13 protein-coding genes and 1 other RNA gene are annotated in these 13980 nt (G+C 63.9%); 2 read left to right on the top strand and 12 right to left on the bottom strand.

Annotated elements, in window-relative coordinates:
* Nucleotides 1–175: 175 nt before the first annotated feature.
* The 5 genes from gcvH to H7R73_RS09820 all read right to left on the bottom strand — a co-directional run bounded on the left by gcvH (nucleotide 176) and on the right by H7R73_RS09820 (nucleotide 5423).
* Nucleotides 176–565, bottom strand: a complete 390-nt coding sequence (gene gcvH / locus H7R73_RS09840) for a glycine cleavage system protein GcvH (RefSeq protein ID WP_010675081.1) — start codon at nucleotides 563–565, stop codon at nucleotides 176–178.
* A 76-nt stretch (nucleotides 566–641) separates the two neighbouring features.
* The gene (gene gcvT / locus H7R73_RS09835; protein ID WP_042017028.1) at nucleotides 642–1739 is read right to left on the bottom strand and encodes a glycine cleavage system aminomethyltransferase GcvT; all 1098 of its coding nucleotides are present in this window, start codon (nucleotides 1737–1739) and stop codon (nucleotides 642–644) included.
* Between the two features lie 381 nt (nucleotides 1740–2120).
* Entirely contained in the window at nucleotides 2121–3341 is a 1221-nt protein-coding gene (locus H7R73_RS09830) for an FAD-dependent 2-octaprenylphenol hydroxylase (protein WP_182951686.1), read from the bottom strand.
* A 100-nt stretch (nucleotides 3342–3441) separates the two neighbouring features.
* A complete protein-coding gene (gene ubiH / locus H7R73_RS09825; RefSeq protein ID WP_103260292.1) occupies nucleotides 3442–4665 on the bottom strand; it encodes a 2-octaprenyl-6-methoxyphenyl hydroxylase in 1224 nt (407 codons plus the stop codon).
* A gap of 188 nt (nucleotides 4666–4853) precedes the next feature.
* Entirely contained in the window at nucleotides 4854–5423 is a 570-nt protein-coding gene (locus H7R73_RS09820) for a UPF0149 family protein (RefSeq protein WP_103260293.1), read from the bottom strand.
* Between the two features lie 173 nt (nucleotides 5424–5596).
* Here H7R73_RS09820 and zapA point away from each other — a divergent pair, with 173 nt between their 5' ends.
* Both zapA and ssrS read left to right on the top strand, forming a co-directional pair.
* Complete coding sequence (zapA, locus tag H7R73_RS09815) at nucleotides 5597–5929, top strand: cell division protein ZapA (protein WP_010675086.1); 333 nt, start codon at nucleotides 5597–5599, stop codon at nucleotides 5927–5929.
* Nucleotides 5930–5945: 16 nt separating this feature from the next.
* Nucleotides 5946–6128: non-coding RNA, 6S RNA (gene ssrS / locus H7R73_RS09810), on the top strand.
* A gap of 134 nt (nucleotides 6129–6262) precedes the next feature.
* Here ssrS and emrD read toward each other — a convergent pair.
* The 7 genes from emrD to H7R73_RS09775 form a co-directional block, all read right to left on the bottom strand.
* A complete protein-coding gene (gene emrD / locus H7R73_RS09805) occupies nucleotides 6263–7462 on the bottom strand; it encodes a multidrug efflux MFS transporter EmrD (RefSeq protein WP_039038746.1) in 1200 nt (399 codons plus the stop codon).
* Nucleotides 7463–7732: 270 nt separating this feature from the next.
* A complete protein-coding gene (locus H7R73_RS09800; RefSeq protein ID WP_103260294.1) occupies nucleotides 7733–9163 on the bottom strand; it encodes an ABC transporter ATP-binding protein in 1431 nt (476 codons plus the stop codon).
* Complete coding sequence (locus H7R73_RS09795; protein WP_010675089.1) at nucleotides 9160–9966, bottom strand: ABC transporter permease; 807 nt, start codon at nucleotides 9964–9966, stop codon at nucleotides 9160–9162. Before H7R73_RS09795 ends, H7R73_RS09800 begins: the two co-directional genes overlap by 4 nt.
* 2 nt (nucleotides 9967–9968) lie before the next feature.
* On the bottom strand, nucleotides 9969–10931 hold the full coding sequence (locus H7R73_RS09790) for an ABC transporter permease (protein WP_103260295.1): 963 nt from the start codon (nucleotides 10929–10931) through the stop codon (nucleotides 9969–9971).
* On the bottom strand, nucleotides 10928–12454 hold the full coding sequence (locus H7R73_RS09785; RefSeq protein ID WP_103260296.1) for an ABC transporter substrate-binding protein: 1527 nt from the start codon (nucleotides 12452–12454) through the stop codon (nucleotides 10928–10930). The genes H7R73_RS09790 and H7R73_RS09785 overlap by 4 nt, the downstream gene beginning before the upstream one ends.
* A gap of 195 nt (nucleotides 12455–12649) precedes the next feature.
* Complete coding sequence (locus H7R73_RS09780) at nucleotides 12650–13312, bottom strand: glutathione S-transferase family protein (RefSeq protein WP_041215003.1); 663 nt, start codon at nucleotides 13310–13312, stop codon at nucleotides 12650–12652.
* A gap of 31 nt (nucleotides 13313–13343) precedes the next feature.
* Nucleotides 13344–13952, bottom strand: coding sequence for a glutathione S-transferase family protein (locus tag H7R73_RS09775; RefSeq protein WP_039038752.1), 609 nt, complete (start codon nucleotides 13950–13952; stop codon nucleotides 13344–13346).
* Nucleotides 13953–13980: the final 28 nt, after the last annotated feature.

Genomic DNA, 13980 nt, shown 5'->3' with positions numbered 1-13980 from the left:
TTCCTGTAGCCGGTCGATACCGGCTCCACTCATGTTCTGTGTCCGCCGCGGGCAGACGGGGAATGCGGCAAGGGCATCCCGAAGGCGCAATGGCTGCGCCCTTCCTGCAACCGCCATGGCCGCAGGATGGCAGTCATACAAGAGGGCCCTGCTGTGTTGGCAGGGCCCGGGGGCATTACTCTTCGTCCACCACGTTCTGGTAGCCTTCGGCATCCAGCAGGTTGGCGAGCTCGCCCGCGTCGTCCAGCTTGATGCGGAACAGCCAGCCGGCGCCGTAGGGGTCGGAGTTGACCAGCTCGGGGCTGCCTTCCAGCTCTTCGTTGACGGCCAGGATCTCGCCGCTCACCGGGCTGTAGATGTCGGAGGCGGCCTTGACGGACTCCGCCACGGCGCAATCTTCACCGGCGCTCACCTGCTTGCCCACTTCCGGCAGATCGACGAACACCATGTCCCCCAGCAGATCCTGGGCGTGCTCGGTGATGCCGACCACGGCTTCGCCGTTGGCTTCAACACGGACCCACTCGTGGGAGGTGGCATATTTCAGTTCGCTCGGGATATGGCTCATTTGTGCTTCCTTTATGCTCTTGGATCGCTTCAACAAAAATGGGGCGGCGAAGGTCAACCCTCGCCGCCATCAATGATTACACCAACGGCTGGCCGTTGCGCACGAAGGCCGGCTTGGTGACTTTCACGGTGACCTGCTTCTTGCGGATCTCCACCTGGGCCTGTTCGCCGATATCACGGGGCACCCGCGCCAGGGCGATGCTGTAACCCAGGGTGGGCGAGAAGGAGCCGGAGGTGATCACCCCTTCCCGTGTCTCGCCGCTCTCGCTGGTGAAGGTGACCGGCATGCCGGCACGCAGCACGCCCTTTTCTTCCATCACCAGACCCACCAGCTTGGGCTGGTTGCCGGCGGCCTTCTGGGCTTCCAGGGCGGCGCGGCCGATGAATTGGCGGGAGGCAGGCTCCCAGGCCAGGGTCCAGGCCATGTTGGCGGCGAGCGGAGAGATTGTCTCGTCCATGTCCTGACCGTAGAGGTTCATGCCCGCTTCCAGGCGCAGGGTATCACGGGCTCCCAGGCCACAAGGGGCCACGCCGTTGTCCAGCAGGGCCTGCCACAGATCGCACGCCTTCTCTTGGGGGACCACGATCTCGTAGCCATCTTCGCCGGTGTAGCCGGTGGTGGCGATGAAGAGATCCCCGGCCTGCACACCGAAGAAGGGCTTCATGCCTTCGACCGCCCCATTCTGCTCGGGGGTGAACACCTTGGCCGCCTTGGCCTTGGCGTGGGGGCCCTGCACCGCGATCATGGCAAGCTCGGGGCGCTCGGTCACGCTCACGGCAAAGTCGATGGCGTGATGGCGGATCCAGGCCAGATCCTTCTCGCGGGTGGCGGAGTTCACCACCAGGCGGTAGAAGGTATCGGTCAGGAAATAGGTGATGAGGTCATCGATGACGCCGCCTTCCGGATTGAGCATGCCACTGTAGAGGGCCTTGCCGGGGACGGTAAGTTTGGCCACGTCGTTGGCCAGCAGGTGTTGCAGGAAGGCTTTGACCCGCTCGCCGGTCAAATCGACGATGGTCATGTGGGAGACATCGAACATGCCTGCATCGGTGCGCACCACATGGTGCTCTTCCAACTGGGAACCGTAGTTGATGGGCATCTCCCAACCGTGGAAGTCCACCATCTTGGCACCCGCTTCCAGGTGTTTCGGATGCAATACAGTAGTCTGGATCATCGCTGTGTTTCCTTAAGCGTTCGCGACAACACTCGCAATCCGCCCCGGCTCGTCGGGAACTACGGACCACAAGCTCTGTGCTCGTTCCCGCCCGGGCGGGCAGGAGTGATTCCTTGAACGGAGCGGATTATATGACAAGCGTGCCGGGGCACCGCTCAAAAAAAACTAATCCTCACCCGACTCACTGACACCAGACACTAAGGCAAAAACAGTGATAAAAACAGCCAAAACCGCGCCATTGCGGGATTTAATATTGATTTTTACCGTCCTGTCACAATTTACAGAAAAACGTTTCGCTTCTCGCCAACATTAAAGGCTGACACCCCGAAGGGGCATCTCGCCCTGTCAGATTAGTTTTTTTGTTAAAACCCCGGGGTAAGATTAGATTTTTTCACCTTTGGCCAGGGTGGGCAGCTCCCCATCCAGCCCCATGGCGGCCCGGATCATGCCCTGCTTGAGGGGAGCAAGACCGTCGACGGCGCGAAGCCCCACCCCGCGCACCAGCTTCTTGAGGGGGTTGCTGCCCGCAAACAGTCGCTTGAGCCCCTCCATGGCCGCCAGCATGCGCGCCGCCTCGCTCTTGCGCCAGCGCTCATAGCCCCGCAGGTTGGCGAGCAGGCCGATGTCCGCGCCCTTGCCGTGATGAATGAGGATCTGCTCCGCCAGGGCGGCGTCATCCAGCAAGCCCAGGTTCACCCCCTGCCCCGCCAGCGGGTGGATGGTGTGGGCCGCATCCCCCACCAGCACCAGGCGCTCGCGGGCAAAGTCGCGGGCGTAGCGGGCGGTGAGCGGAATGGCGCTGCGAGCCCCCTCCACCTTGCACAGCCCGAGGCGCCCATCAAAGGCGGCGGTGAGCTGGCGGTTGAAGCCGTCGTCATCCAGGGCGCAGAGCGCCTCGGCGCGGGCCGCGGGCACAGACCACACGATGGAGCAGAGGTCGGGCTGCCACAGGGGCAGGAAGGCGAGCGGCCCCTGGGGGGTGAAGATCTGGCGCGCCACCGCCTCATGGGGTTCGGCACAACGCACCGTCGCCACCAGGGCGTGATGACCGTAATCCCAGCTGGTGAGGGGAATGTCTGCCTGACGGCGCACCCAGGAGTGGGCGCCGTCGGCGGCCACCACCAGCTTGGCCGAGAGGGCCCGGCCATCTTCCAGCAGCAGCAGGGCGCCCGCTGGCCCGCACTGCAGGCTGGTGGCCCGGGCCGGGGTCAGCATCTGGATATTGCTGGCCCCCGCGATGGCGTCCAGCAGCGCAAGCTGGATCACCCGGTTCTCGACGATGTGGCCAAGGGACCCCTGACGCAGGCTGGCGGCATCGAAATCGATGTGGCCGAAACTGTCCTGCTCCCACACCTGCATCTTCTCGTAGGGCTGCAGGCGGCGCGCCACTATGCCGTCCCAGGCGCCGACCCCTTGCAGGATGTGCTGACTCGCGAGGCTCAGGGCACTGACCCTGTTGTCCGGCGTCTCACCGAGCGTTCCATCGGGCAGCCGGCCTTCCACGATGGCCACCTTGATCGCCCGGTTCTTGAGGGCGGCAGCGAGCCCCAGGCCCACCATGCCGCCCCCCACGATCACCACATCCACATCTTGCATCTGCATTCTCTTGTGTCCTTTCCGGGCGGGTCGCCAGGATCTGCGAGGCGACGCCCACAGGCGTGCCTCTTGCTCGAAATCGTCTTTGCCGCCGGGGCGACAGCGCTTATTGGCCGCACACCTCGCCCACGAATCCCAGGGTGCGGGAGGCGAGCGGTGCCTTGAGCCAGGGCACTCTGCCCATCAGGGAGAGCGCCAGATTGCGGCCCACCACCAGGGGAGCGTGATGGTTTGAGAAGAGCTGGGCCAGGGAGGATGTGAGCCAGACGGTCTGGGCCTGATCGTCCCGCCGCTGCTGCCAGTAGCCGCTTAGCACCTCAAAACCGCCGATGTCTTCCCCCGCCTCGAGCGCACGGGCCAGGGTCCGGGTCAGCACATCCAGATCCCGCATGCCGAGGTTGAACCCCTGACCGGCGATGGGATGCAGCAGGTGAGCGGCGTTGCCCACCAGCACGGTACGCTGGGCCAGGGGATAGTCGGCCACCGTCAGCACCAGGGGGTAGAGGTTGCGCGCCCCTGTGCGCACGAAGCGCCCGAGGCGCCAGCCAAAAGCCTGCTGCAGACGGGCGAGAAAGGCGGCGTCATCCAGTGCAAGCAGCCCCTGTGCCTCGTCCCGCGGCACGCTCCACACCAGGGAGGAGAGGCCGTCCTGCATGGGCAGCAGGGCCAGCGGCCCTCCGTCGGTAAAGCGCTCGAAGGCCCGTCCGGCGGGATCCTCGGCGGTCTTGACGGTGGCGATGATGGCGCTCTGACCATAATCGTGGCGACTGACCGGCATCTTGAAATGCTGGCGCACGAAGGAGTGGCCCCCGTCGGCCGCCACCAGCAGCCGGGTGCGGTAGCGCGCGCCCCCCTCCAGGGCGAGCGTCACTCCCCCCTCGTCGGGGTCGATGGCCTCAAGCCTGGCCGGGCACAACATACGGATCTGCGGGCTGGCGGCGATCGCCTCTTGCAGCACGATGCCCGCCGCCGACAGCTCGATCACCTGACCGAGGGCGGGCAGGCCATACTCCGCCGCCGACAGCCGGGTCTGGCCGCAGTGGCCCCGATCCGACACATGGATATGGGTGATGGGGGAGCAGTGGGGCACCAGGTGCGGCCAGAGGCCGTGACGGGCCAGCGCCTCGCAGGTACCGGCGGAAAGCGCGATGGCACGGGCATCGAAACCAGGATGAGCATTGAGCTCGGGCGCACTCGCCTCCAGCAGCAGGATCTGCAGGGGGGCGCCATCCTGTCCTTTCAGGGCGGCAAGGGAGAGGGCCAGCACGGCACCGCTCATACCACCGCCGACGATAGCCACGTCGACGTGAACCAGATCAGATTGAGACATGAGAAGAGGGCATAGGCGAAAAAACGTGGGCCAATCCTACCACAAAGGTGGCGGACGGGATGCGAAGCCACGGGCAAAAAACCGCTTTGGCACCATGGGTTAGCAGGGTACCTCCCCTGCTCTCGCCCCCTTGTAAAACAGAAAGAGCGCCGTGATGCGCTCTTTCATTGACCCGCGGGGCGGGCAGATCAGTGCAGGGTCGGCGGCGTGCTCGGCGCGGCCGGGCGCTTGCCAAACTCCTCGAACGCCATCATGACCCCGAGGCGCACGTGTTCGTAGAGCACCAGGAAAGAGGCTTCGTTCTCTTCATCTTCCTGATCGAATTCGGCAGAGACCTGGGTGATGCTGGCGATGTCCTGAATCATCTCCTGCAGCTCTTCGGATGCCTTGGAGAGCTCCTGTTGCACCACGCCAAAGCCGGCCAGGAAGGCCTGGGACCAGTCCACCAGCGAGTCGATGCGCTCATCGAGCGGCGCCTCGTCGCTTGGCAGCAGCAGCTCGACGCCCTTTTGTGCCATCAGACTCTCGATCACCTCGTGATAGAGGTCGGTCATCACCTGGCGCACCGGTGCCGGCAGACCGAAACCGTCGTTGATCAGATCATTGAAATGGGGATGCCAGCTTTTGTCGTCCAGGGCCACGCCACCGCACACCAGGCCGCAGATCACGCCATGGGCCTCGACGGCCGTCGCCATGAGGTCGTGCTGTGCCATCAGGTCCGCCACGGCGGCGTATTTCAGGGGGTTTGTTTTGCTCATCTAGGATCCGCTCAAAGTTCAGGCAAATATGCAGAATTTATGGCCGAGATCCTAGCATTCTCCCCCTGCCAGAGCCAGCAAGGCCTTGAAACTTCTGCATCTGCGCTATATAGTCCCGCCCAGTTGTCCACGTGGATAAAGGCGGAAATCAGCCCCGCCGTATTGAGGAAGGCATGAGCATAGAGGCCGTAGAAATCGTCATTCTGGGACGTCCCTACAAGGTGTCCTGTCCCCTAGGACAACAAGATGCCCTGCGCCAGGCCGCCGACCAGCTGACCGACAAGCTCATCGAGCTTCGTCAACGTTCCAAGGTCTCCAGCAACGAACAGCTGGCCGTCATGGCAGCGCTCAATTTCTGTCATGAGCTCTGCCTTGAAAAAGAGAAAAACCACCAATACTCTGAGACCATGGACAAGCGGATCAAGATGCTGCAACGCACCATCGAAGCCGCCTTGATCGAGCACGGACAATACGGTGAATCCAGCGAAGAGGCGCAACAGCCCTAATCGCACCGAGTTTTGAAATTCCCTGGAGTGTTTGTCAGCCGGTTCAAGTCCCCGAGCCGATATTCATACCAAACAGGGGGTCTGCCTTCTGGCTATTGAGCATGCTCGGCCCGACCGAGAAGCCTGCGGCCAGATTAGATCTCCGCCTTGAACCGACGGTTCAAGGGCCCAAACCGGCAACGGCATCTCCGGGGTACCTACCCAAAAAAGCCCGTCATCACGACGGGCTTTTTCTTTGCCTGCGCGGCAACCCCCCTTCCACTCGCCTGCGGCATCTCGCCACCCGGCAGGAGGCAGTAAAAAGCCCGCCAACGGGGCGGGCTCTTGGCCGTGTCAGACGGCCATCTGCTCGTGGGGCGCGCCGTGGTGGCGCAGCCACACAAAGCTCAAGGCCACGATCAGCACCATCACCGTCATGATGGCCCCCAGGGTCACCTGCCCCGTCATCGGGAAGCTGGCGGCCAGCAGGGTTACCACGCCAGCCCCCAGATTCTGCATGCCCCCGAGCACGGCTCCCGCGGTGCCAGCCTGGCCCGGGAAGGGCTCGATGGCACAGGAGGTGGCGGTCGGATAGAGGATGCCGCTGCCAATGAAGTAGACCGCAGCCCCGCCCACCAGGGAGGCAGCGCTCACCATGCCGAGCAGCCCGGGTACCAGGATGATGAGCGACCCCAGGGCCAGAAAGGCGATGCCAAGGCGCATCAGCTTGCCCTGGCTCAGGCGAAAACTCAGTCTGGCGGAGAGCCAGGCGCCGAACAGATAACCGGGCAGCGGCAGCACGAACAGCACGCTGACGGTGCGGGCACTCAGCTTGAGCACGTCCCCCAGCAACACCCCGGCCGCCGCCTCGAATACCGCGAGGCCGGCAAAGGTGGCCATCAGACAGAGCAGGTTGCCCTGAAAGCGCGGGTTGCCGAGCACATGACGATAGGCGGCGCCCACCCGCAGCGAATGCTGGCGGGCGGATGCTGGCAGCGTCTCCCCAAACCAGGCCAGCAGCGCAAGGGTGGTCAGGGCACCAAAACCGAACAGGAACCAGTAGCCGGCACGCCAGTTGAACAGCTCGGTGAGCCAGCCGCCCAGCACAGGTGCCAGCAGAGGGGAGAAGATGACCCCCATGCTCACCAGGCTGTTGGCACGGTTGAGCTCGGCGCCACTGTAACGATCGCGCATCACGGTCCGGCTCATGGCGCCCCCAGCCCCGGTGCCCAGCCCCTGGATCAGGCTGCCCGCCAGCAGGGCGGTGAAGCTCGGGATCAGCTGGATGGTGAGGGTGCCGACCAGGAAGATCATCATGCCGATGATGAGCACAGGGCGACGACCGATGCGATCCGACAAGGGGCCATAAACGAACTGGGAGAGGCCGTAGGGAATGAGGTAGCAGGCCATCACCGCCTGCAGCTGGCCGGAGGCCACATGGAAGTCCCCCGCCATCATGGGAATGGAGGGCACATAGAGGGTCTGGGTCATCTGACCCACGGCGACCATCAGAATGGTCAGGAAAAACAGGGGATAGAAGCTGTGCCGATACATATCTCGTCCGAAAAAGATCAAAAAGCCGCCACCCTCCGGGCAGAGATCTGCAGGAGGTGTCTGACAAAGGTCGTTGAAGAGGAACAAGGCGGAGGACCCGCACCCGCCAGCAGCAGGACGCTCTCTGGCTTACGACAATCTTAGTGATTCATATCACAAAAAACGAACGAAACTTTATAATCTGCTTACCCAAGTTTTTCTAATGCGACGGGGCCCAAGGCCCCGTCACTGTCATCTCATCATGGGGGAAGGATTCATCCTGTCCCCTCTTTACCCCACTCTTCTCACCTCGGCCGACGCGCCTTCGAACATGGGGGTACCCGCCTCCCCCAGTCTCAGACAACGAGGAGCAACCTTGCCGGCCAGCCCCTCGTCATGGGTCACCAGCAGCAGGGCGCAGCCTATCTCTCCCAGTTCCTCCAGCAGACAGGCGATGGTCTGTTGCTGGCTCAGGGGATCGAGCCGGGACGTGGGCTCATCGGCGAACAGCAGCACGGGGCGCAGCAACAGGGCCCGGATAAGCGACAGCCGCTGCAGCTCCCCTCCCGAGACCTGGTTTGGCAGGCGCGTCAGCAGCCGTTCATCCAGCCCCAACCGGGCCAGATAGTCGACAAGCCGATGGCGAGGCAGCCTGTGCAGACGCAGCACATCATCGAACTGGGTGGCGAGGCGCACTCGGCTGGCAAAGGCCTGCACCGGATCCTGATAGAGCTTCTGCCAGCGGCAGGGGGCTATCCCTTCCCGGCGCAGCACCTCCCCTTGCAGGGGGCGTTGCAGACCCAGCAGCACGTTGCCGAGGGTGCTCTTGCCCGCGCCGCTCGGCGCCATGATGGCCATTCGCTCCCCTTGCGCCAGGGCAAGGTCCAGCTCCGTGAACAGGGGTTGATCCCCATATCCCATGGCAAGCCCCTTCCCGCGGATGAGCCAGTCACCGGTGGGAGGGACGACCGCCTCGGGCCAGGCGGAGGGCTCCGCCGCCAGCAGAGCCCGGGTATAGGCATGGGATGGCGTGTGCAGCACACGCTCGGCGGGCCCCTGCTCCACGATCTCTCCTCCCTTGACCACCAGCACCCAACCCCCCAATGCGCGAGCCAGGGAGAGATCATGGGTGATGGTCAGCAGATGGCGTCCACGGGCCAGGTAGCCCAGCAACAAGGCACCCAGCCTGGCTGCGGCCCGGCTGTCGAGCCCCTTGGTGGGCTCGTCGGCCACCAGCAGACGGGCCTCCCCCAGGGTGGCGGCGGCAAAGGCCGCACGCTGGGCCATGCCTCCCGAGAGCTGGTGTACAAAGGCGCCCTCCCGCCCGGCCAGTCCAAGCCGCTCGAGGGCGGCGCGGGCCCGCGATCGGGCCTCCTTGCCCCCTGGCAGCCACCCCTCCTCCACCTGGGCAAGCAACCCCATGGTGGGATCCAGCGCCAGCACCGGCTCCTGAGGTAGCATCGCCAGCTCCCGCCCCCAGAGAGTGCGCAGGCGAGGCGTGTCGGCCAGGTTGTGATGGCGGCCACCCGACACCATCTCACCCCGGCCTGTCAGGGGGGCTGGCAAGGTCCCCATCAGGGCATGAGCCAACAGGGATTTGCCCGAACCGCTCTCCCCGATCAGGGTCAGGGCGGTGCCGGGATGAATGGTGAAATCCAGCGCCTGCAACAGGGTTTTCTGGCCATCATCGACCTGCAACCCCTTGATATGAATGGCCGTCATGAGGTGGCTCCTTGTGAAGATGGCATGTCAAGGCCGCGCGTCTGATGAAGCAGCACCAGGGCCAGCAACATCAGCCCCATGACAAGAATGGGGGCCAGTAACAGACGGGGAGCCTCCTGATAGTGGGGCAGCGCCTCCGTCATCATCAGCCCCAGCTCGGGCGTTGGCGGCTGAATGCCCACTCCGACAAAGCCCAGGGTAGAGAGGGTTAGAATGGCACCCGCTAGGCCGAAGGCCATCATGGTGAGCAACTGGGGGGCGAGCTCGGGCCAGAGATGGCGCCGCACCACATGGGCATGGCCGAATCCCAGCAGACGGGACGCCTCCACCTGGGGCGAGGCGAGCAGCCCCCGGCTGCGGGCACGCACCACCCGGTAATACTCCACCCACTGGGCCATGGCCAACCCGAGATAGAGGATGGCAAAGCCACCCTGGGCCATGGCGGAGAAGAGCAGCACCAGCAACAGGCCTGGCAGGGCCAGCACGCCGTCGGCCAGGCTGCGCAGCAGACCGTCGACCCAGCCGCCGCGCCAGGCCGAGAGCCAGCCCAGCAATGACCCCAACAGCGCCGCCGTGATGACGCACAGCAGTCCCAGCAGCAGGGAGAGCCGGGTCGCCGCCGCGAGGCGCGCCATCAGGCTGCGCCCCATCTGATCCCGCCCGAGGGGCTCCTGCCAGGAGGGATCAGCCAGAAACTGTGCCAGATCCTGAGCCGCCGGATCGGGCCAGAGCACGGGGCCCAGCAGGGCAAACAGCACCACCAGCAGGAGCAGGCCCAGCCCCGTTTTGACAGACAACGACATGATCAGGACTCCTTGGGACCACGGGGGTCAATGGCAAGACAAAGCAGATCGGTGAGGGTATTGAGCAGCACGAAGAGCACCGCCAGCACCAGCACTGTCCCCTGAACCATGGGGATGTCGCGCCAGAAGATGGCGTGCACCAGCGCATGGCCGATCCCGGGCCAGGCAAACAGGCTCTCGACCACCACGACCCCCTCGATGAGCAGCACCAGCTGCACGCTGGTGTAGGCGATGATGCTGACCCCGGTGTTGCGCAGACCGTGGCGCCAGAAAACCCGGGCCGGCGAAAGCCCCTTGGTGAGGGCAAATCGGTAATAACCGGACTGCACCACGGTGAGCACGCTTTCACGCACCACCCGGGAGAGCACGCCGGAGAGCCCCAATCCCAGGGTCAGGGCGGGCAGCAGCAGGTTGCTCCCCTCCCCGCGCCCTGCCGCACTGACCCAGCCCAGCTCCACCGAGAGCATCACCATGAGCACCAGGCCGAGCAAGAAGGGGGGCAACGCACGCATCAGCACGCTCCAGCCCAGGGTCAGGCGATCACACCATCCCCCCGGGCGCAGCGCACTCAGGCTGCCAAGCGGCAGCGCCACCACCAGCGCCAGCACCACGGAGGCGCTCGCGAGCGTCAGGGTGGCGCCCAGGTGATGACCCACGTCGGTGGCGACCGGTGCGCCCGTCACCAGGGAGCTGCCGAGATCCCCTTGCAGCAAGGCCCACAGCCAGTCGCCAAAACGGGCAAGGGCCGAGCCGGCCAGCCCCAGCTCGCTGCGCACCGCGTTGGCCGCCTCGACGGTGACATAGTCATAGCCATAACGACCCGCCGCGATGCGAAAGGCGATGTCTCCGGGCAGGGACTGCACCATCAGAAAACAGAGTCCGGCCACCAGCAGGGCAACCACCAGCGCCTGCACCAGACGCTGACCCAGTATCCCCATGACGCGAGACAAGGGTGTCGCTGTCATCGTGCGCTCCATGTCAACCTGTCCAGGCCATAGCTGCGCTCCTGGGGATCGAGTTCAAACCCCTCCAGCCCCCGACTGACCGCCGCGCTCTGGCGGTACCAGGCGATGGGCAGGAGCGGCAACTCCTGTTGCAGTGTCGTGGCTATCTCCCGGCGAGCCGCAGCGGCGTCTGTGGGCGACAAGGCTTGCGTGGCAAGGCGGGTCAGCGTTTGCGTCATGGCCGGGGAGTGCCAGTTCATCACCCCCCAGTCCGCACCGGCAGGGGCCAAATCCCCCAGCAAAGTGACCAAGGGATCCGGTACCAGGGCATAATTGCGGGCGTAGAGACCAAGCTGGAGCGAGCCGTCCTGATGGCCCGCCGGGATCTCGCTCGAGTTGCCCACCGCCACCTTGAGATCCACCCCCACCGCCTTCCACTGCGCCTGCAGTGCCGTGGCGAGGAGCGGCAGCTCCGGACGGTCAGGGAAGGTACGCAGGGTCAGGGCGAAGCGCTCTTCCCCCTTGCGCAGCACACCGTCCTCCCCCGGCTGCCAGCCTGCCGCCGCGAAGGCAGCCCGGGCCGCCTTGACGTCATAGGCAAGCGGCGTCAACCCGAGCTGGTGCCACTCCCCCAGAGTGGGAGGAAAGAGCTGGGTTGCCGCCATCTCTGGATCCCGCAGCAGGGCGGCTGCCATACCACGACGATCGATGGCGAGACTCATGGCATGGCGCACCACCGGATCGCTCAGACGGGGATCGGCGCCATTGAGCTTGAGCTGGATGGTCCGTGGCAGGGTAACCGAGGCGATGGAGACCCGTGACGCCTGCTGCAAGCGGCGGATGCTGACCGGATCCAGCCCCCAGGCGATGTCGGCCTGACCGCTCTCGGCCATCAGGGTGCGGCTCTCTGCACGCCCCACCGTCAGGTAGCTGACCTCCTCGATTGCGGGCCTGGCCCCCTGCCAGCCGTCGAAACGCACAGTCTCTATCCGCTGGGGTTGTTGCAGGCGGGTGATGCGGTAGGGGCCAGAGCCTATCACCCGGGTTACCTCGCCCTTGGCATCGTAGGCGGCCTTCGCCAGGATCTGGGTGCTGGGGTGGGCCAGCACGGCAGGCAGGGAGGCGAAGGGTTCGCTCAGGGTTACCTTCAAGACGCCATCTCCAGATCCGATGGACGCAATGGGAGCGCTGGTCATCACGCCGGGCTTGCGCCAGGCCTGTTGCAGGGCAAAAGCGGCCTGCTCGGCGCTCACCTCGCTGCCATCGTGAAAACGGGCCCCGGGACGCAACGTAAATCGCCACTGCAGACCGTCATCGCTACGCGACCACTCACTGGCAAGCCCGGGTTGCAGATTGCCTTTCCCATCGACATCCACCAGGGTCTCCGCCACCTGCATGCGAGTAAAGAAGACCCCGTTGCTGGCGGGGTCGACACTGTGGATCTCCCAAGGCCCCACCATGGCAAGCGGTTTGCCGTCGGCTGCAGTCGTTCCTGCCATCAGAGCCAGGGCGAACCACCCGGCTGCGGTGCATTTTTTTGTCATCCTTTCCATCCAAGCTTCATGTTCATCAACCAAAGAAATGGCGTTATAACATAACAATTAATCAGGAAAAATGACTTTTGATTTTTGATAAATGGCTTATTTGAAAGACAAAAAGCGACTGCGATGCAGATCGTCAAACAACGGGGAGTCAAAGGGGAATAAAAAAGATGGCCCGTCAGGGCCATCATGATGGTGTCAACGAGTCACCATCTGCTGTGCCCGCTTGACCTGATCCTCGGGGCTCTCATTGCGCGGTGGAATGGTGATGCCCTTCTGGCAGGCGGGCCTGGCTTCCATGCGTGCCATCCAGGCCTGCAAATGCACCAACCCCTCGATGGAGATACCACTCCAGTCGTGGATGCGCACCCAGGGCCAGGTAGCGATGTCGGCGATGCTGTACTCGTCCGCCAGATACTCATGGTGTGCCAGATGACCGTCGAGCACCTCGAACAGGCGTCGCCCCTCCTTCTGGTAACGCTCGATGGCGGCCGGGATCTTCTCGGGGAAATAGCGATAGAAGACGTTGGCCTGCCCCATCATGGGACCGACGCCCCCCATCTGGAACATCAGCCACTGGATGGCCTGGGAGCGGCGCTTGGGATCCTGTGGCAGCAACTTGCCGGTTTTTTCCGCCAGATAGAGAAGGATGGCGCCGGACTCGAACACTGCGAAGTCACCATTGTCCCGATCGACGATGGCCGGGATGCGGCCATTGGGGTTGATGGCCAGGAACTCGGGCTTCTTCTGCTCCATGGTCGCGAAATCAAGGGGAATGACCTTGTAGGGCAGCCCCAGCTCTTCGAGGGCAATCGACACCTTGAACCCGTTGGGCGTGGCGGCTGTGTACAACTCTATCATCTTGGACTCCTTGAACGTTCAGGGGAAAGGATCAGGCCTGGGCGCTGGACCGGGCACTCACCCGGTCATGCCAGTCCTGCAAATGGGGCTGTTCGGGGGTGATGCGCAGGCCGACCACCTTGCCAAAATCAATGGTACAGAGGGCAAGAATGTCGGCGATGGTGAAGCGTTCCCCCGCAATATAGGGCACCTCGGCAAGACGGGCATCGAGCTTGTCAAACCAGATCTGAGCCTGTTGCTTGCACTCCTCCCCCCATTCGGGGAAGACCCGCTCCCGGTCTTTGTAAAAACCGGTGATATGACGAAACGCCATACCGGTCGGCAACCAGAGGTTGAACTCGATGAAGCGACTCCACATCTCTATGGTGGCGCGCTCCAGCGCGGTGCTGCCAAACAGGTTCGGCTCGGGGTGGAGCTCTTCAAAATAGCGGCAGATGGCCAGGGTTTCACTCAGACAGGTTCCGTCATCGAGTTCCAGCACAGGAATGCGCCCGGCCGGGTTCTTGGTCAAAAAGGCGGGCGCCAGGTTTTCCCCCGCCCCCAGATCGACCTGCTGATATTCCATCTCGATCCCCTTCTCCGCCAGAAACATTCTGACCCGACGGGCATTGGGGGCTCGTCTCAGCTCATAAACCTTCATGTCACCTCCGTCGACGAACACACAGTGA

This window comes from Aeromonas sp. WP2-W18-CRE-05 (assembly GCF_014168615.1).
GTDB classification, from domain to species: Bacteria; Pseudomonadota; Gammaproteobacteria; order Enterobacterales; family Aeromonadaceae; genus Aeromonas; species Aeromonas caviae.
Note: the sequence above shows the minus strand (reverse complement) of the source record. Positions and strands in the feature narration are given on the sequence as shown.